Origin of the sequence: Paenibacillus koleovorans NBRC 103111, from assembly GCF_004000845.1 — a bacterium.
GTDB lineage: Bacteria > Bacillota > Bacilli > Paenibacillales > NBRC-103111 > Paenibacillus_AA > Paenibacillus_AA koleovorans.
Map to the genome: position 1 here is coordinate 32,423 of NZ_BIMA01000036.1, position 19,902 is coordinate 52,324.

The following is a 19,902-nucleotide window of genomic DNA, read 5'->3' on the forward strand; positions in this document are numbered from 1 at the left end:
TTGACTCCAGTCTCCTTCTATCTCTTCCTTGTACTACATCATGCCTCACCGCCCATCGCAATTATTATCAAAGCAGAACAACGATATTGTGCTATTCTAGCATCGAAAGGAGCCTACGTTAGGATGCGATTTGAACTCGAAAAGGCGATTCGATATATTGAAAATAATCTGGATCATGATCTTTCTCTAAATGATGTGGCGCGGCACTGCAACTACTCACCGTACTATTTCTCGGTATCGTTCCGTCAAAGGTTGGGCGAAACCATGAAAAGCTACATGAAAAAACGCCGTCTTACCCGTGCAGCAGATGATCTTAAAAAAACGGATATGAGCATTATCCAAGTTGCAATTAAATACGGGTACTCGTCGCAAGAGGCATTTTCCCGTGCTTTTGCCGACATGTTCGGTATAACGCCCAACAAACTCAGACGGACACAAGGCCCGATTCAAGAAACCTTTCAGAAAACTAGTTTATCCTTTGAAGACAAGGAGAGCGACATGATGAATGCTACGATTAAAAGCCTGCATGAGAAAATGGAAGCCCAATTTCACGTCAACATTCTACATATTCTTAATGGTGCTTGCATGCTTGAAAGATTCTCAAGTGAGAAGCTTATGAATAAAAACGCAACTTATGTGCCCTTTAATGAGGCGATGTGCTGGGGAGAAACGGATGTTGAAATATTTTCGCAGGCTTTTATTAACAACAGAGTTCAGTCCTTGCAAACGACAGAGGAAGAATATCGAAGAATTGTACTGGAAGCATTAAAACCTCTTTTTGAAGAGAAGTTTGAAGTTATCGTTCTGTGGTTTGGAGACGACATGTTTTGTCAGATGAACTTGATTACAATTCTTGCCTATTTGGATCAAACCGGTTATGACGGCGATGTTCTTTTTTGCATGGCGCTTGAGAGAACGGATGAGATGCTGGAGGAAGCGTTTGAAATGGATACTACCGGTTATTCGGAGCTTTACAAGGCTGTTTTATGTAACCGCCAGAAGCCGGTAATAGAAACATTGCCTGTAACTTATCAAGCGGTAAAAATGTATTTGTCTTACAGAAAAGATGAAAGCCCGATTGTTAAGTACATTAAGAATCGTCCGCGAAAAGAGAATCTCATCGCAGACTTGTTGACGCTTTTTCCCGAATATGGGCTTGGTGATGCGCAATATCAAAGGATGATCGAGGAGATCAACTCGTTTGGGATTTCTTAAACCCAAAAACCTCTGGAGAAGGCTCCAGAGGTTTTTGAAGGGTCTTCTACTCAACAGATTGACCAGTGTTTGGGGGCAGCGCCGCGTCGAACAGCTCCACTTCCCGGATTCGGCCGGAGAACCGGCACTGCGGCCCTTGGCCTATGAGGAGCGGAATTTGACTCTGCGGTTGAATCTGCGAATTCGCATCGATCTGCGCCGTGGATACGAGTTCTCCGTCCAAATACAGGGATAGCGATACCAGATCGTAAACCGCCGTAACCTTATGCCAACCGTCAGTCAATGATCGGTTGTCCATGGCCATAGGATCGTTCTTCAAGCTCCAAACCTTGCCCGATGGCAGCGTCCCCGCGAACAGTTCACCGTCATACACGGCCATCGACCACACACGGCAATAATCGGTTTCCGAAGGAGCTTCTTCCAGCTTGGCGGACAGTTCCCACGCTGTACCGCCTTTGTAACGGTACACATGTCCACCCGGCAGCGTACCGGCATACAGTTGTCCATTAAATACGGATACGCCCATCACTTCAAGCTCTTCACCCATCAGCCCGCAATCTGTCCATTCTATCCCGCCGTTATATTGGTACATCCGTCCTTCTCGCCAAATCCCCATCATCAGCTCGTTCTGATAAACGGCGAAGCTGTACACTTGATCGCAATAAGGCACTATGCCATTAAATTCCCATGGCGATTCCAGCGTCCGGCTGTAGACACCTGCCGTCTCGTTGCATCCGACATACAGCCGCCCGCGGAATGGCGCGAGCGTGAAGGTACGCGTCTTGCCCATCGGCCCCGGCGCGCCAAGATCCTTGACGTTGCCGTCCGCATCAAAAGCGAAGATGCCGTAAGGATAGAACGACATGGCAATCAGATGATTCTGATAGACCGTCATTGCGCCTACGCTGTCATTCTCGCTGCCGGTGAACACAGTCGGTTCGTTCGGATTATACGCGGGCATGCCTGACTCAATCTTCACAGGCAATTCGGCAAACAGGCTCCACGTCTGTCCGCCTTCGTAGCGGTAGATCCGCCCGCCCGGTTCATGATTGACAGAGCCCTTCATATGAGATCCGCCGGCACGGTAACGCATGGAGCCTGCATACAGGCGGCCCTCCCATTCTACCAACGAAGCGACGCAGTTGCTCTTGTCGGGATGGCCGCAGTTGTCCCATGAACCGTCTTCGGCCAGCCGGTATACCCGTCCGATGGAATCGGCGGCATCGTCGAATGTGCCGACGTACAAGCTGCCATCACACACGCACATGGAGCTGATGAAGCTGGAGTTGCCCGGCGTGCCCCGATCCTTCCAAGCATCCGTGGAATGGCCGCTGCTCCAGCCGAACTGCAGATTCCGCCAGTTCGCCTGCGACATCGTGACACCGGCCTGGGTCAATACAGACAGATGCCATCCTGCCCGGCTATCGTTATCATATCGGCTGAACAGACCCCCGGGCAGCTTGCCCGTCTCATCCTCCACCTTGAATTCCAGCGATAAGGTGAAGGGTTCGCTCCCATTTGTCTCCGGCACATCTGGCAATATAATGAACGATGTTTCCCCGTCGAATATTGCCGCATCCTGATAACGAATCTTCTCTTCACGGCCATGTCTGCCGAATTCGCTCCAATCCCGACTGTCGGTTCTCAGCGGCCAGTGGCCGATTCGGTTCGCTTTGCCGTCAGAGATCGTTTGTTTCCAATTTTCCACCTGCATCAATCCTTTCATTGGGGTACGCTCCCGATTCTATGCTAAATCATTTTCACCAACGAGACTTGCCAATAAATTGATGTCCAATGCCATATTTTCGTTAGATAGCGGAAAAGCCCCGTGTTGTCATTCCGAATATCCCATGATAGAGTGGAAGAAACAATCGAAAACTAGTAAGTTGACAAGAGCGGGGCGAGGAAGTGGAACAGCTATATTTGGAGTATCAAGGAGATATCGACGATATACCGAGAATGCCGGGAACACGCGAACGGTTCGGCATTCTTGAAACTTCAGTTTCACGTACCCCTCTGCATTATCATGATTATGCCGAAATCTCTTATTTCACTGGCGGAAGCGGTGTTGAGACCATTAACGGCATATGCCACTCTTTGCAGGCAGGTACTGTGTCCTTCCTCCTGCCCAATCATATGCACACCATACAAAGCGCGCCCGACCAATTCGTTCGCAAATATTGCTGCATGTTCGATGTGCAGCTCTTGTTCGGGTATCAGGAGGATGGCGAATTTTCCAGATTGCTTCATACTGTCGGGACGGAGCTTCCCTCTTTTGGGGACTTTACCGGATCGGAGCAGGAAACCATGCAATCTATCTTTCAATCCTTATTGGCATTGACCCATGAAACGCAAACCCCTGTTCTTCGCCATATGATTCGCACCAAATTGACGGAAGCCGTGTTGCTTTTCCTTCGTTCGGCCAGTCATAATCAGTCAGTCTTGAAATCGCCGAACGCCACACAGACTTTTAGACAAACCCAGTTATTTTGGCCCGTCTTGCGACATGTCCATGTGCACTACAGAGAACCGATCAGCCTGGAGGAGCTCGCCCAGCGTTTCCACCTCAGTGTATCTTATATCAGTCTCGCCTTCAAAAAATACACAGGAAGCACATTCGTAAAATACATTCATCAGCTTCGCGTCGAAAGTGCTGTCAACATGCTGCGGCATACCACGATTAGTGTGACTGACATTGCGCACGAAGTCGGTTTTGCATCCTTTCGCACATTCGCGCGCGTGTTTCGGGAAATCAAGGGCGTCACCGCCAAGGAATTCAGAGGCATGTTAGGCGCGATCCACGGCTAAGGAGGCTTATGCAAGCATAAAAAAAAGAAGATCCGTTAAAACCCGTAATCTTCCCGTTGCCGTTTATAGGTTTACAAACTCGAGACGTTTCGACACTTGCAAGCAGTAATCTTTCACAATCGTTCCCACCTCATGGAAGCTAACGCTAGGCAAGTCATTACGAACCGCCGTAACCCCCATCGCGGCTACCACCTTGCCCTCGTTGTTGAAGATTGGAGCTGCAATGCTTCTTACACCAACCTCACATTCTTCATCCTCGATCGCATATCCCACTTCCCGTACGTTTTTCAGAAATTTCTTGTACACCTCCAGAGAGGTGATTGAATTCTCTGTAGCTCGGATCATAGGGTTCTCTTTGAATATTTCATCCAACTTATGCTCCTCCAGATAGGCAGCAAATGCTTTTCCGATCGCAGAGAGATGAAGACGGAACGACTGGCCGACCCTGGTACCGAACTGAACAAAATTCGGTCCATTTACTTTTTCAATATAAATCGCTTTGCCCTCACTCATGCTGGCCAAATGAACCGTGAGCCGCAACTGCTCGGCCAATTGCTCCATATAGGGTTTTGCAATGCCTCGGATATCGTAGTGCGACAGGATATCGATTCCCATATTGTACAGCTTCATCGAGACCCGATACCGATTCTCGTCCACCTTCTCAACATAGCCCATTGTCTCCAGTGTGGACATGATCATAAAGACCGAAGTCTTCGCAATCCCCATCTGTTCATGAATATCCGTTAAGCGAAGAGGAGCGTCAGAAGCGGAAAGCTTCTCCATTATTAATAACCCTTTTTCCAGTGCCGGCACGATATATGTGTTTTTTTTCTTCATGACCGATTAGACCTCCAGCAGACAGAACAACTTTTCTACATTTCGAATCTATTATACCAGCGGATTATAGCATCTGGCTCCCCTCGATCAGAATCGGACGGCAGGGCGTGCTGCATACCCCTGGAATATGCAGCGGCAGCGCCACAAGCGTGAACGGCCCTTTGCCTTTCCCGCGCATATTGACGAGTGGCGCGAGCAGAAGCCGCTCTTCCGCGTACAACATCCGAAGCAACTCGCCATCGTCTGCTCGCGGATCCTGCGCATGCGGCATATCCACAGCCAAGATGCCGATTTTCTTCTCAATAATCCACTCCATTGCTTCTTTCAGTAAAAAAGGATTTTGGTCCACGTAACCGGGCTTGTTCCACATTCTCTCCCATCCGGTGGAAACCAGAAGCGCATCCCCGGGCTGCACAAGCTCCCCGACCGCTGCTTCCAATTCAGCCGCAGTTACAGGCTCGAGCGCCTCTTTCTCCGACAGCTCGGCGATCCATGCTCTCGCCACGTAACGATCAATGGGAAGAGAATCGATCGTTTCCCTCCCGGAATAGAAATGCTCCGCGGTCTCTATATAAGTACCCGCCAAAGAATGAATATTCAAATGGTGCGCACTAAAGCCTTCCTTCTCTACAGAAGCGATCCGATCGATCCTTACAGGGGGGAACGGGTCCCCGTAGCCCCATATTCCATTCATAATCGGGCTTGCCAAATCGTGAATGCGATTTAGAGAACGCTGCATCTCCTTAACTCCTCATCCAATTAAATTCTAAATCCAGAACAGAATATCTATATATAGATTATAATTTATTGGGTCGATCGTCAATACAGGAAATAATGATCCCGTCGGTTTTGCATCCTTTCGCACATTCGCACGCGTGTTTGGGGAAATCAAGGGCGTCACAGCCAAAGAATTCAGAGGCAAGTCTCCATAGTTGTGTTAGTACTTTCGACCAATTAATGGAAGGCTTAATAGATGGTTGTGATTCCATGTTGGGGAGGATTCCACACTTTGCTGTCCTGGAAATGAAAGACCCAGTAGATTTGCTGCTTCCCTTCGGCAATCCACAGGTTGTGGCATAAGGTAAGCGGCCCCCTGGTACCTTCATGCCGCTTCAGACAATCAGCAGTGAGTTCGACACCTTCGCCGCCAGAGATTACTTTTATCCATAACGCTAGTTCTCCATCGCTTAAGCGAGCCCAACCTTCATGGAAGGCCCAGGCCAAATAGGTGCCTCCCAGCCAATGATAGCCGATCTGCAGCGGTCCCTGCTTGGAATCGATCGAGTCGCAAACCACAATACTCGCCCCCTGACCGGGAATAAGCCGGACACTCCGCTTCACACTGGTATCCGCTGGAAGATGGTCGTAGCATAATGAAAGATCCATGTCGGCATACAGATTCCCTTGTGCATCCACTTCCGCTGCAAGCGGTTTTGCGGCACGTCGCGATTGCGAAACCCCTTCGATCACTGGTGCATTATGTGCCTCCACACCCAAAGAGTAATCCTGCTCGAAGCCCGGACGGTATTGCTGATAGCCCGGATCCGTTATCCAGAATCGTTTATTGGTGCCAATCACCAGATGACCTCCATCGCAATGCAGATGTCCAAATTCATTCCTGCTAATACTTATAGCGGCCAAAGTGTCCTCGTTGCTCCAGCCCGTTCGCAATGTAATGGCTGCTGGATGAATCATGCCACCCGACTCAGGAGTTCGATTCGGTTCCTCCGAGTTTTCCTCCTCAGCCAATTCGGCTAATGCAGCTGTAGTCAATCGAACCAAAGGGATTCTGCGCAGCAACCAATACACGTCGGGCAAATCGTATTTCTTCGCACAGCGCAGGATTACTGTCATCCAGAACGGCATTTCGGGTTCGATATCGCCCAGGGGCGCATGGAGATCCGGCCTCCCCGGCAAACTCAGCTGCTGACAGGCGGTTACAAACATGGTAAGCGGCTCTTTTGCAGCTTGCCATAATGCATCGGCATCGGGCAATGCCATCATCCAATCCGTGACGGTCTCCAGTAGAAAACCATCATAAGTCACGCCTTCGGTATGAGGGTTGCTGCTGTTGCCCAATTCCATCCATTTGGCAAAAACCATACGTGCCGTGTTGTCCAAATCCGATTCATGCGCATTGCGGAGGACTTTGGCTAAAGCCGCACTTCCGAACAAGATGATGCAATTGATATTGTGCATACGTTTAACGGTAATTTCTTGATTCATCCAGCTGGTCTCATACCAGGGCCATACGTCCTGATCAATCAGCTTCGTTGCGGCAGCTACCGCTTTTTGATAATAGCGGCTCTCCCATCCAGACTCTTCTGCCAAGTATTGGGCCAAGCAGTCTGCAAGATGTCCCGTACATAAGCTTACATCCCCGGAATAATCCTTATAATTGTCCCATTCCGAAAGCTCCGCCAACTCTTGCTGCAGCAACAATCCGGCTTGCTCATCCCCATAACGGCGCCAGCCGATGTGCAATAAATCCCAGCGGTCCTTCAGCTCCCATAACAACCAGGTAAACCAAGGGTACTTAAAACCAGGAATGGGTTCCGGCAACACTTTGGGCAATCGTGCCAACGGCAACGGAAACGACAAGGTATAGCCTACTCGGTAATAATAAACCTCCAGTTCACGTCGATCTTTTTCCCTGGCTATCCGTTTCTTGATTTCCTCCATCGCTTCCGAAGCCGTTGCGGCTTGAGCAGCCCCCATACTCTCGGCAAGCTCGTAAGCAGATGTAACATACGGCAAACGAAATAACATGCATGTCCCTCCCCTTGTGCCTTTCAAATTGAAGTAGAACGCCTGGCCTGTAACTCCTCTCTCAATCCATTTCTTCTTTATGTTAATATGAAGGTAATGGCTCTTAACCGACAAATCCAAATGAAAATCAGTCATTTTTTTACTGAGGAGGACGGCGTATGCATAAAATACCGGTGTACATGGATCTCCCTGAAAACTATAACCGAAAGAAAGGTCAACTGCCTTTTTTCATCGGAATAAGCCACATCGCCAAATCCACGCCATTGCACCATCATGATTTCGTTGAGTTATCGTATATTATCGAAGGCACCGGCTGCGAAACGATCAACGGCAAATCCCAGAGACTCCAGCCAGGCGTTATCTCCTTTTTACTGCCGCATCATATGCATGAAATTCGCAGCGACCCCGGACAAACCATCCACAAATATTGCTGTATGTTCGATATGAGTCTGCTATGCTCCTCAACCTTTGACAGAGATTGGCTAAAGGTGCTGTATAGCATCGGCAGCGTATACCCATCCTTCGCCCAATTGGAGTCGGCTGACGCTGAAGCTTTGCATGCGATATTCAGGATCCTTATGCAAGAAAGCGCTATGCCTCATTTGCCCGGTCGCAACAATATGATCCAAGTGAAATTAACCGAAGCGATGCTGCTTTTCGTACGTGCCGTCTGCGCCGAGAATCAGCCGGGGGTTTCGCAGCCTGCAGAAAAGGACACCAAGCAGGATTTTCTCCCTATTCTGCAGCACCTGCATGTTTATTTTGCCAACAAGCTATCCCTGGATGGAATCGCCAAGCAATTCGGCATCAGCGCGCCTTATGTAAGCCGCATGTTCAAGGAGCATACGGGAAAAAGCTTCCTCTCCTACTTGCACCAATTACGAATCGATTCCGCTGTTCACCTGCTGGTCACGACCGATATGTCCATCGCCGACATTTCCGCCGAAGTCGGTTTTGAATCTTTCCGCACCTTTTCCCGAGTCTTCCAAAGCTTGAAGCAAACCACGCCAAGGGAGTTCCAATTGTTGCAGCGGCGGTAGAATAGAAAAGGACGCCTCTCAGCGCCCCTTTCTTCCTATAATTGGTTAATACCGCTTGGCATTTTGCCCGTACGTTGAATGCTGCGAATTTGTGATGTGGTTAGCCGGAATCCGACCAGAATAAACGACGAGGTTACATTGTTAAAATTGAAAGCTCGTAAGTCGGAAATGTTTTGGCTGCCACGGAAAATACGAAAATTCCCCGTAAAGTTTCGCCCCGCAAACAGCACTAGCGTAACTTGACTTGGAAATATAACATTTCTAAGTCGGAAACTGGAGATGATGTTATTGAAACCAAAGATCCCCAGATTAGATACAGCCACGCCTCTTCTAAATGTTAGGCTTCTTCCGGTAAAGTTAAAACCCGAGAAAAAAGTAACTCTAACATTACGATTAAATATAAGTCCCATCCCTATCAACACCTCCTACTCGCGTGATAGTAACAATGTATGTAGGGAGTGATAGATAGGATTGGACTTATTTCCATTAATTAGCGTTACCACATTTCCTTATTTCTATCATTCGGGAATAAATATCAGTAAGCACGGGTACTACATTCCGGAATTTCAAGTTAGAATCGCCCGAAAACCTCTTGTATGAAGATATCCGTCTGACGAAGCTTCGACATTCTCATCGATAAAATCTATACGGTATGGCAGATCATCCGGAAGATGAACGAGAATATCGTGATCGCTGACGCATTCATAATGGATCCCTTCCGAGCTGCGGAACCATGAAATTTGAATCGTATGATCCGTTCCGATAATCGGCAACGTTCCTGATGCGTAGCTCAGCTCTCCGGTCTGCAGCCTGAATTCGAAAGCGAACGGATCGCCTTCCTCACTTGTATGGAAACCAAGAAAATAACGCGACAGCTGCCAGGACGGGCATGCCGACCAAGCATGGCAATGGCTCCAACGGTGATCGAACACTTCCAGCAAAGTCGTGGCTCCCTGTTCCAACATCCATCCCCAGCAGGTTCTGTACTGATTCAGCACAAAATCCGTCTCCCTATCTTCCAATAAGGCCGCCAACGCAAAGTGCCCGAAATACGGAGTGATGAGCTGCGGATGGTTGGCTGCGGGGTGAGCGAGACGCGGGGCATCCTGGCGATTGGGAAAACAGTTCGTCATATGCCGTTTCACCAGCTCGACCGCTTTTCTTCGCTCTTCGCCGCGGAACAAGCCGAATCGAAGGGCAAGCACATTCGCATGGAATCCTGGCTCACTAGGCTGTTCATCTTCTACAGACCCAATTGGAATGGAAGGACGGAGCAGCCCTGTAGAGGTCGTCATTTTAGTACGAATAATCGTTTCCAGACGATCCCTTTGTTCAATCCGCTGCTGGCGCAGCTCATCTTCCCCTAGCAAGCCCGCCCAATCCGCTACCTCGACAAGCGCGTTCCACGTCAACACATTCAGGGCAATATTCACTTGTTCCTTGGAGACGATATGCCCCCAATCGATGAAATCCCAATAAGCAAAACGAGCAATCCCGACATCCGTCAAATGCGATAAATAAAAATCGACGACATCGTTTGCGGCGGCAAACTGGGTCTGAAGAAATGCTTTATCCCCGGACAGCTTGTAATATCGCATGCACCCAGCCACCCAGAGCATCGCAAAGGAAGAAACCGGAATGATCTGACCGGGGTAGCAGCCTACAATCATCCCGTCGTCACGGCGACAAAGCGCGGCCTGCTCCAAGCTTCTGCGGATCAAGCTCAGATCGCCATATGCCACGCTTAACGTCTCCACTCCGACCGCTACCGCATCGCCAAGCCACTGCCCCCGCTCTCGAGTCGGCGTATCGGTGAGCGCATCCTCGCTGCAAGACTGCAACGTCTCCACGCCCAAGCTCCAAATTCGATCCAGCAGCGGATCGCTGCTGACAAAGCGGCCGCTCGGCGAGCCGAAATAAGATCTTTGACTAGCAGCGACTTCATGCACGGTAATCAAGCTCGGCGGTGCCGCGATATGCAGCTCAAGAAAACGAAACCCTCTGGGCGAATAGGTCGATAGCGTTTGCCGCCCGCCCCGTGCAATCCATCGATCCACGTGGCAAGAAGCGCTAGCGGATAATGAGATGACCGGGATGACTCTATCGTCTGTCAAATACTCGCTGTATCCGGTCTCCACCTTCGTCCCCTCGGGCAGCTCCAGGTCGAGAATCGGGCGATACAGCCCAACCTTGCCAAAGTCGAATCGATACCAAATTCCATCCGGCGATATAGTTGGCTGCAAATCACGCAGAAGAAATCGAACGGGAGGATCGTCCATTTCATAGCCGAAACGATTCACATAAGAGCCGGAATCGATCGCATCAGCGGCAACGGGGATATTCCGACAGGCCATACCTATTGCCGGTCGATATTGCGGCTGTTCTCTCCCGCTCCACGGATCCTTGCCGGCGACCGGTTGCCATTTATCTTCATCGGCCGAAGCATCCTCCTCCGCATTTACGCACCAGTCCGGAAGCAATCGCATATCGCAAAATTCGGCCCAACCGAGCTGACCATTCACCCTGCGACCCAACGGCAAATAGGCTTCCAGCTCCCGGCATCTCCAAGTCAAGGTGATTGGTCCGTGTGCATCCATAGCTTCTACTTGCAAAAATGCAGGCAGCTTGTTGGAGGTAATCCGTGTGACCACACCGTAATGATGGGCAACGATCGTTAGTGTATGCTCCCCTTCCGGAAGGTCCAACGTAAAAACATCGTATTCCGGCCATTTTTCGGTGAATCGGGCTGGCCCTTCCCCTATTTCGATCCCATCGCAATATACGCGGTACACGTCGCTGCCGAACAGATGAAGGGTCACTTGTGTCGCTTCAGTCACTACCAGCTTGCTCTGAAAAGCTACATACACATTTTGTTCTCGCGACGGATTGGGATGCCAGAACGCCGGTACATGAATCATCGTCCAAATCCTCTCTCTCAAGTACGAGTCGATTGCGAAACCCTGCGCCTGACAATGTGCTGAGGCGGCATAGGAATTCCGGCAGGCCATAGCTCATACGCATCACAATAACGATCGCCAGTAGTATGAAAATGTTCAGGCGAGTACGCATTGCTCTGAGCTGGCTTCATATGAAGCGGCCCGAATGTATTGCGTCGTGACAGGAAAAGCTGGAGCTCGAACTGGTCCTTAGAAAGCATAGGGAGCGTAATGTTGGCTTCATACGGCATCCACGGCATCGATTGAGCTTCTCCATTCCCATAGACGACCTTTGCGCAAGCGCCGTTAATCGCCTGAAGTCGCAACAGATGGACATCCGTATTCCCGTTCTCATCGCCCCATAAGCGCCGTTCATCCGCATCGAGTTGGAATGCAATCATCCCTCCATAAAAAGGGAGACCCTGCTCAGCCAAGTCACCGATTCCCATTCTCTCCGGGAGAGCAACGATCTGCTTTTCCGTGCTTTTCAGCTTAACGCCGAAATCTCCTAAAATATAGACGACTTCCAAGTCAACGCGTTCATGGAAAGCCGTTTCCAGCACAATTCGGTTCTCGCCTTCACGCAACATGGAAGCTGGCAAAGGGAGTAGTCGAAAACAAGGGTCCACCCACTCTCCTGGAACCGGGACATTCGGCAAAGGGACATCGTTCACGAAAAGTGTGAAACGCTCTGGATGCTCCATCGCCAGATGCCAGTGTCTATCCGTTGTGAACGAGTCGAGATGAAACCGAAAGGCGAGGGAAATGCGACCTAGCGGCTCGCTCGGCCATTCACCGTTTGCAAGGGCGTACCACGGCTGGATCATCTTGTTGTTGCGCCATTCCACCTTGAAATGATCTCGCACCGCTCGATCCACTTTAAGAATATCATCCTCATCCTGCCAATCACCGTCATCGATCCGGTATGCCGCTCGATCAAGCACACATACATTCGACTCGCTCAATCGATACGCAAACGGGCCGGTCCAGTCTCCTGCAACGGTCTCTTCAAAAGATTCCTGAAGCGGAACCGCGTCATCGGGAAGTGCTCGAACGAAATATAGCTGTTCTCCCGAAGGAGGGAACTCCGCAAGGAGCTCCAGACCTTCTACCGTCTCGACAGCCGGCACTCGAACTCGCTCCCCTGTCAACACGTTCCATTGTTCCGCAATGCCCCTTATGTTCTTCAACCGTAAACGTACGTTTCGCAGCCAATGGCTACGATCCGTATTTTGAAACATCACCAGATAACCACCATCAACCATACGAATTTGGCAGTAAATGTCCCGAACCGGTTCATCCGTCCCACTATCTGTAGCTTCCGCGAGCACTCGAAGCGAAGTTGAGCAGGCATCCACTACAGCCGCCTCACTCCATTCCACGGCAAGGGTGCGTCCCAATGTATGCCGAGCGGCTTGCGAAGGCAGTGCATCCACATAGGTCGGCGCGGTTCCGGCGACAACGACACGGCCTCCCGCTTGCAGGAAAGCATCCAATAGTTGCAGCGTAGAAGTGCGGATGGTGAGCATACCTGCAACGATAACGACACGGTATGTCGATTCCCCGATTCGAAGCTCAGGTTCGCCGGAATCGTTCACCTCTACGGACCCGTACCGTGACAGATGATGTTCGTCTCCGTAATCGAAATCGATCTGCGAGCTCGACAGCCATTGAAACAAGTCCTTGTACTGTCGTTCGACTTCAATGACCTCGGGTGATTTAGGCACAAGCATGGAGGACCACCCACTGTATACTTGGCACCAAACGCTCTCGACGGGATTCAGTACCAATACGTCGCAAACCGCATTCCCTTCCGACATGGCAACCGCCATACGCGAGAAGTACGTCTCCACCTTCTCATACTCCTGCCACCAAGAGCATTGCGGCCCGATCGTTCCCGGGAAATCGCGTTTCGCCTCGCCCTCCATCGAGTACCAAGCGAGATGGTGACTTCGAGCATTGATCCCGAATAACGCCTGCCAATCTCCGACTGCCTTGTGCCCCTGGAACGACATCTGCCAGCCGGTTGCCCCGTACAGCTCGGAGAACAGCCACTTCTTCCCGAATTGTCGAGCTACAGATGACAGCTGCTTGGCAATCCAATAGCAGCGATTCGCTTCCGTGAGCACGTCGATCCCCGGATCATCCATATATTCGTAATAGCGCATGACCGAACCGGACATCGCCGTCTGGGCCGTCAGCGAATCTTCATGCAGGACGTGGCCGGTCAAACGAAGACCGTGTTTCCTGCACCAATCCTGCATCGGCACGGCAAAATTGTCGAGAAACATCATCTGCAGCAGTTCAACGTAATGCCATTTCACCTGGGAAACAACGTTACCGTCCAACCGATAGAACAGCTCCGGCAAATGCGGAATCAAATCATAGCCGAATGCGCTGCGGAACCGGTCGAACAGATCATAAGTCCAAGGTACGTGTCGTTCCTTGTCAGGATTAAGAATCCCAAACCCGTCCAGCAACGAACCTCTGTGCGGCTCATCCGTAAAAATCCCTTGGATATGGCTGCCGAACAAATCTCCGCACGCCTCGTTATACTTGTCATGGGTCAATGCCAGAAAACGATCCGTCGCTTCCCGATTGAGGGTATCCAGATAGGTCGAGCCGTTATAGAAGGAGCTCGTTTGCATTTCCGTCACGGTAAAAACAAGCACCATACCATCCTGCGGCAGTTGTTCTGTAAAGCCTTTCTTCAATTGCACACAATGTCGGATATTAATGCCTTCCATCCGGCAATGAAACGCTGCAACGACAGCTTCCGTCCACTCAAAGGCGTCCGTTGCAATCGGGTCCGCCTTCATAAATTTCAACCGGTAACGCGGCTCCTCGGTCACTCTGCCCCCGGCCGTTCCGCTCGGCCAACGATCCTCGTCATAGAGCCAAGCTTCCATCCCGAGGCGTTTCGCTTCTTCCGCGCATTCACGGGTAAGCGCCATCCATTCTTCTCCCAAATATTCGGTCTTCAGACCGACTCGGGAATGCATATAAAATCCGCCGAACCCCATTTCTTTGAACGCATGGATTTGCTTCAGCAGCTGATCCCGGTCCAGCTCACCGTTCCATGACCAAAGCGGCTTGCCGCGGAATGTATTCGGGGGAGTTCGGAATCGTTCATACAGATCATGCTGCATCCTTGTTTTCCCCCTTCTTAGAGCTTCATCCCTTTCTGCAGCTGACGTTTCATCCAGGGATTCGCTACCATCGTATCGCCTTCATGCATCAGAATCTCGTAGAGTCGGTTTCGAAGCCGATCCACAACATCCTTCATCTCTTCATGGCCGATCACATTGTTCAACTCCGAAGGATCGTCTTGCAGATCGTATAGCTCATCCACATCCGTAGGGTTCCAAACTAATTTCCAACGTCCGTCCGTTATCATTCGTTGAATAAACAAACCGAACTGCTGCCCGTTGTAGGTAGAGACGATTTCCTTGCGCCATTCGGGCGGAGCGCCTTCTCGAAACAGCTGCATCAAAGATTGCCCTTGGAACTCACCCGGTGCAAACCCGGTCCATTCCGAAAGCGTCGGCGGGAGATCCAGCAAGTTATAAACCATCTCTTCCCTCACCTGTCCGGAAGCGATGCCCTTTCCACGGATGATCAGAGGAACGTGAACCACATCCTGATACATGACGCAATGCTTATCCATCATCTTATGGGCGCCGCACATGTCGCCATGATCGGCGGTGAAAATAATAAGCGTGTTGTTTCCCATTTCCGAATGATCCAAATAATCGACGATTTTCCCGATCGCCTCATCCATTTGGCTAATAAACGCATAATACAAGGCAACCGTCGGAGACCAATCCGGCCATTCGTAATTCTCCACACCCCAAGTGAGCAATTGCTGCTTCTGGATATATGGTTTGTTCGTAAAGGTATCGTCGAAATTGTCCCACTTCGGCACCGTGTTCGGATCGTACATCGAAGCGAAAGGCTCGCTTGGTCTGCACGGAAGATGCGGCTCGTCGAAATCCAATCGAATATGCCAAGGCACGGAGGGATTCCGTTCGTACTGCGCCATGAACGCTATCGTTCGATCCGCCATCCAATGCGTCCGGGCATCCTCTACCGGAACCGGATCCGTCTCGCCGAAAAATCCGTTCTTGTATTTAGCCGCTCCATAACGCTCATCCCGGAACCGCTTATAGTCCTGCAAGGAGACATAGTCTTCATAGCCGTAATGCGTCGGATCGAATGTGGGATGCACATGCCATTTGCCGAGATAGGCTGTCGCATAGCCGGTTTTCTGCAGCTCTCTGGGCCAAGAATACGAATCCGGTTGCAAAGCAGGAATGGGGGGACCCAGATCATAATTCCAGAGCGACCCGAAGGTTTCGGGTCGCCTGCCATTCAACAAGCTTTGCCTGGCCGGACAACATAAGGGAATATGCGTGTAAGCGTTAGAGAACCATGCGCCTTCGCCGGCCAGACGATCAATGTTCGGCGTGCGGACAGGATATTTCCGACTGAATCCGATGCAATCATAGCGCAGCTGATCCGACACGATGAGCAGCACATTAGGTTTCTCCATCCTGATCCTCCGTCAAATAAGGTAGCTTCTTACTGAAACGTGAATTGCAATTCGCCTAATCCGATTTCAGATTTATAGATCTCAGGCGCCACCGGTTTCTCGGAAGTTGCAGCGACATATAGCGCGCGGAATGTGTCATTCCCCAAATACTCCAGTTGTCCCGTACCGTCTATCGTGGACAGGCCGAGGAAATACACGTTGCTGTTTGAAGCAGGCCCATTACTGGTAGCTAACAGTGGGTATTGCCGCGTGGTATCGCGTACCCACACCAGTCCATCTCTCGACAGCTCAATGGTAGGATGCGTTTGATTCGTAATCGCGTTCTTGACGAATGAGATCCGGACGAATACTCGTCCTCCCGGAGCTTCATTCGCATAGCCGATCTGATTGCCCAGCTGCCCCATGCCTGTAGTCGCTTCGCGATCCAGCCAATCGAATGTGGTCGGATCGTCCGAACGAATTCTCACATGCGATTGAGCGACACTGTTCTCATAGTAGTACACGTACATCCACCAATTTTTGCCGTCGGGATCGTCCGGAACATAGACCATTTCCTGATGCGTCAGCTTGGTCGATGCCGGTAAAGTCAAATTGATGACAACGCCGCGATCGGTTTTTCTCGTCCAGCTTATTCCGTCGGTTGAAGTAGAGAGTCCGATTCGATCGGCCAATACTGTAGCCGTCTGACCCGTATCCACCGGCTGACCCGGGAAAATCTGAGATTGCCAGAACATATAATAAGTGCCATTCACTTTAAGAACTTCCGGCTCCAGCGTATTGTCCGTCCACCAGTCATAGAAGCCTTCTTCTTCGCCCTTATAGAAGACCGGCCGCTCGAATTGGCGGAACCATTGATAGCCGTCAGGGGAGTAGGAATAGAGAACATGATCCCCGTCGTACACATTCACATTGTTCACGAGTATCGGATCTCCATTCTGATCCACCGTCTTCCAACGTCCGCCGGTCCACATCCTATAGCCGGTCCCGTCCTTGATCAGATGAGCGGAATAATCGTATGCGCCGAATCCATCGGCGAATCTTGTTCGGAAATATAGATTCCCAGGAATAAATTCCACCAGATCCGCTGCTCCATCGCCATTGATTTGACCGATACGCGGGATCGCCGAAGCATTGTTCCATGTGTGATACGATTTTAAGTGATACTCGCTTTTGGTACCAATCTCGGCTAATTTCGGTCCGAAGGTGCCGTCTCCTCTACCCATGCGGAACGCAAATCCGGTCGAATGCGTGCTGCTGCGGTACAACCCGATATCGGCCAACCCGTCCTGATTCACATCGCCGATCACGATCTCCCCACCGACAATCGTACCGTTCCAGCTTGTGCTCACCCCTGAGAGTGTTGGAAATTGCCCGCTGCCATCGCCGAACCATATATCAATGGAGCCCGTTGAACCCGTGTAGACCACAATGTCGGCATTCTTATCCCCATCTACGTCGCCGGCTACAATCTGACCGCCTGAAATCGGTACACCAGAGGCGACCGTCGTTCCACTGAATCCACCGGCTCCATTGCCGTAGCTGATTGTGATATCGGCGCTGGAGCCAATAACCTTCACGCCAGCCAAATCAGCGTTCCCATCCCCATTGAAGTCTGCTGCGACAAAGGCGCTATTTTTCCCGTCATTCCACAAAAAGGTGTTGGCGCTTCCGAAGGTGCCGTTCCCTAAACCGCGGAACCACTGGAGCTGACCGCTGACAACATTGTAATACAGCGCATCATCCAGTTGGTCGCCATCCACATCGGCAAGGCGAAAACGCATATTGCTGCTCCAGACGATACTCATTACATGGGCGGATTCACTGCCGAAATCGAAGCCGTAGTTCGTAAAATCCCTATTCATCGCCTTCTGGTACCCGAGAAATTCACTTGTGTAATCCACCGACGTGAACCCCGTAAATCCGCCGTAGCTCACCGTTTCCGTAATCGGCGCAGCGGTGCTTGCCGTAGCGCCCCAAACCATGGACAATCCCAACACACCGATCAGCAGCTTCTTATTCACAGCAGCCAGCTCCTCTCGTAATCTTTCGAAATGCGTTCGAAATTATTTACTTGCCGACTTCCAACGATCGTAAGCTTTTTGATAGAGCTCCACATACTGTTTCACTTTCATCTTCTCGAGCATCGCGACATATTCACTCCATTTACTATCCAGCGACGCATCACCGACAATGAATTTACCCGACATCTCGTTGACATACGTTGTCAGATCGGTCTCCAGCACCTTCAATTGCTGCTGCTCCTCGAGCGTGAAGTAAGTTAATGGGAAGCTGTCTCTGGCGACCGGCTCGAGCTTCTTCTTGGTTTCCGTATCGATATGGTAGTTCAGCGGGTTTGTTTCTTGCAGCTTATACTGGTTCAATTTGAAAATAGGCTCATTGACGCGAGGTATGAATGTTCCTGCATTTGGAGAAATCGTCCCCCGGAATTCGGCAGGATTCGCTCCGTCCGGAACCAACGCCTTCAATCCTTGCCCGTTGTCGATATACTCGAAATGTTTGCCTTCCATCCCTTGCGAGACGAGCATCGACCCCTCTTTGCTATACAGATAGTCCACCCAACGAATAGTCGCTTCCGGGTTCGGATTGCTGGAAGTAATGGCAAACGTGCCCTTCGTCAAATAGTTGTTTCGAACCGAAAACGCCTTCTGATTGACTGCGGACGTAAGAGGCGGCAGGATGTTGAAGTCTTTGTCCAGATTATTGCCGACGACCTGGAATGGACCGCCTGCGGCAACAACACCGATTCGATTGGCATTGCCTTTCGCATTTTTTTGCTGGACCGTCTGAGAATACCCTTCCTTATCCAACAAGCCTTCTGCATAGAGCCGATTCATGAAAGTTAAGTACGCTTTGTATTGGGATTCGTACGGCGCGAAGCGCACTTTATCTTGATCTACTGTCAAATTGCCTGTAAACCCGAAAGCATTTTGCAGTACCGATTGAATATCGGGTACGCCATTGGCCGCGACCAGATGGAACGACATAGGAATTTCGTCCGGTTTGCCGTTTTTGTTCGGATCCCCATCCTTGAACGCCTTCAAGACGGCAATCAATTCGTCCGTAGTTTTGGGCATGGTCAAATTCAGGTTCTTCAACCAAGTTTCATTGATCCACAACTTGGGATAAACACCGAAAGCGCCAGGGGCGTCGATAAACGGCAACGAATAAATATGCCCGTCCGGTGTCGTAATATTGCGGCGTATATCGGGACTATCTGCCAGCAGCTTCTGCAGGTTCGGCGCATACTCCGCAATCAGCTTCTCGAGCGGGATCAATTGACCTTGACCACCGAATAAGATTTCATCCTCCGGTAGCAGATTCGCTCCGAACAGCACATCCGGCAAGCTTCCGCTGGCAAACTTCAATCGCAGCTTTTCCTTGTAGCTCTCGGCTGCAGGGGTATCAAATTCGAAATTGATGTTCGTTTGTTTCGCTATTTCTTTAAAAAACGCCATTTCTCCCCACACCAGCTGGTTGGCTGTTTTGGCCCCCATCATTTTGAGGGTGATCGGCTTGGTTACAATCGGAAATCCCGTTTTGTTCAAATTTTCCGGAAGCGTTTCCTTTGTTTGTTCCGGTTCGGTTGCCTTCTTCGTCGTATCGCTGCATGCGGCTAGGACGGATGCTGCCAGCATCGTCGCCAAGATGGTCGGAAGCCAAGTTTTCTTTTTCATAGGTAGACTCCTCTTTTTTCAATAGAATCGCTGTATGTTCTCTGTTTTGC

General features: G+C 50.5%; 12 protein-coding genes. 3 read left to right on the plus strand and 9 right to left on the minus strand.

Going from position 1 to position 19,902, the window contains the following annotated elements:
- Positions 1 to 123 precede the first annotated feature (123 nt).
- Positions 124 to 1,215 (plus strand): helix-turn-helix transcriptional regulator, encoded by a 1,092-nt coding sequence (locus PKO02S_RS14015; RefSeq protein WP_127583793.1) that lies wholly within the window; start codon positions 124 to 126, stop codon positions 1,213 to 1,215.
- Positions 1,216 to 1,261: 46 nt separating this feature from the next.
- On the opposite strand, the gene PKO02S_RS14020 is transcribed toward PKO02S_RS14015, so the two are convergent.
- Positions 1,262 to 2,941, minus strand: a complete 1,680-nt coding sequence (locus PKO02S_RS14020) for a LamG-like jellyroll fold domain-containing protein (RefSeq protein ID WP_127583795.1) — start codon at positions 2,939 to 2,941, stop codon at positions 1,262 to 1,264.
- A 182-nt stretch (positions 2,942 to 3,123) separates the two neighbouring features.
- Between PKO02S_RS14020 and PKO02S_RS14025 the strand changes: the two genes are divergently transcribed.
- Complete coding sequence (locus tag PKO02S_RS14025) at positions 3,124 to 4,023, plus strand: AraC family transcriptional regulator (RefSeq protein WP_127583797.1); 900 nt, start codon at positions 3,124 to 3,126, stop codon at positions 4,021 to 4,023.
- 63 nt (positions 4,024 to 4,086) lie between these two features.
- On the opposite strand, the gene PKO02S_RS14030 is transcribed toward PKO02S_RS14025, so the two are convergent.
- The 3 genes from PKO02S_RS14030 to PKO02S_RS14040 form a co-directional block, all read right to left on the minus strand.
- On the minus strand, positions 4,087 to 4,860 hold the full coding sequence (locus PKO02S_RS14030; RefSeq protein ID WP_127583799.1) for an IclR family transcriptional regulator: 774 nt from the start codon (positions 4,858 to 4,860) through the stop codon (positions 4,087 to 4,089).
- 64 nt (positions 4,861 to 4,924) lie between these two features.
- Positions 4,925 to 5,599 carry a cyclase family protein gene (locus tag PKO02S_RS14035; protein ID WP_127583801.1) on the minus strand — a complete coding sequence of 225 codons (675 nt, stop codon included), beginning with the start codon at positions 5,597 to 5,599 and terminating at the stop codon, positions 4,925 to 4,927.
- Between the two features lie 227 nt (positions 5,600 to 5,826).
- Positions 5,827 to 7,629, minus strand: coding sequence for a heparinase II/III domain-containing protein (locus PKO02S_RS14040; RefSeq protein WP_164821455.1), 1,803 nt, complete (start codon positions 7,627 to 7,629; stop codon positions 5,827 to 5,829).
- Between the two features lie 158 nt (positions 7,630 to 7,787).
- Between PKO02S_RS14040 and PKO02S_RS14045 the strand changes: the two genes are divergently transcribed.
- Positions 7,788 to 8,669 carry an AraC family transcriptional regulator gene (locus PKO02S_RS14045; RefSeq protein WP_127583805.1) on the plus strand — a complete coding sequence of 294 codons (882 nt, stop codon included), beginning with the start codon at positions 7,788 to 7,790 and terminating at the stop codon, positions 8,667 to 8,669.
- A 566-nt stretch (positions 8,670 to 9,235) separates the two neighbouring features.
- Here PKO02S_RS14045 and PKO02S_RS14055 read toward each other — a convergent pair.
- Genes PKO02S_RS14055 through PKO02S_RS14075 form a run of 5 tightly spaced genes read right to left on the minus strand, consistent with a single transcriptional unit; the run spans position 9,236 to position 19,852 of the window.
- Positions 9,236 to 11,587, minus strand: coding sequence for an alpha-L-rhamnosidase-related protein (locus tag PKO02S_RS14055; protein ID WP_164821456.1), 2,352 nt, complete (start codon positions 11,585 to 11,587; stop codon positions 9,236 to 9,238).
- Positions 11,588 to 11,604: 17 nt separating this feature from the next.
- Positions 11,605 to 14,754, minus strand: coding sequence for a glycosyl hydrolase (locus PKO02S_RS14060; RefSeq protein ID WP_127583809.1), 3,150 nt, complete (start codon positions 14,752 to 14,754; stop codon positions 11,605 to 11,607).
- 17 nt (positions 14,755 to 14,771) lie between these two features.
- Positions 14,772 to 16,157, minus strand: coding sequence for a sulfatase family protein (locus PKO02S_RS14065; protein ID WP_127583811.1), 1,386 nt, complete (start codon positions 16,155 to 16,157; stop codon positions 14,772 to 14,774).
- Between the two features lie 29 nt (positions 16,158 to 16,186).
- The gene (locus tag PKO02S_RS14070) at positions 16,187 to 18,178 is read right to left on the minus strand and encodes an FG-GAP-like repeat-containing protein (protein WP_127583813.1); all 1,992 of its coding nucleotides are present in this window, start codon (positions 18,176 to 18,178) and stop codon (positions 16,187 to 16,189) included.
- A gap of 42 nt (positions 18,179 to 18,220) precedes the next feature.
- On the minus strand, positions 18,221 to 19,852 hold the full coding sequence (locus PKO02S_RS14075) for an extracellular solute-binding protein (protein ID WP_127583816.1): 1,632 nt from the start codon (positions 19,850 to 19,852) through the stop codon (positions 18,221 to 18,223).
- Positions 19,853 to 19,902: the final 50 nt, after the last annotated feature.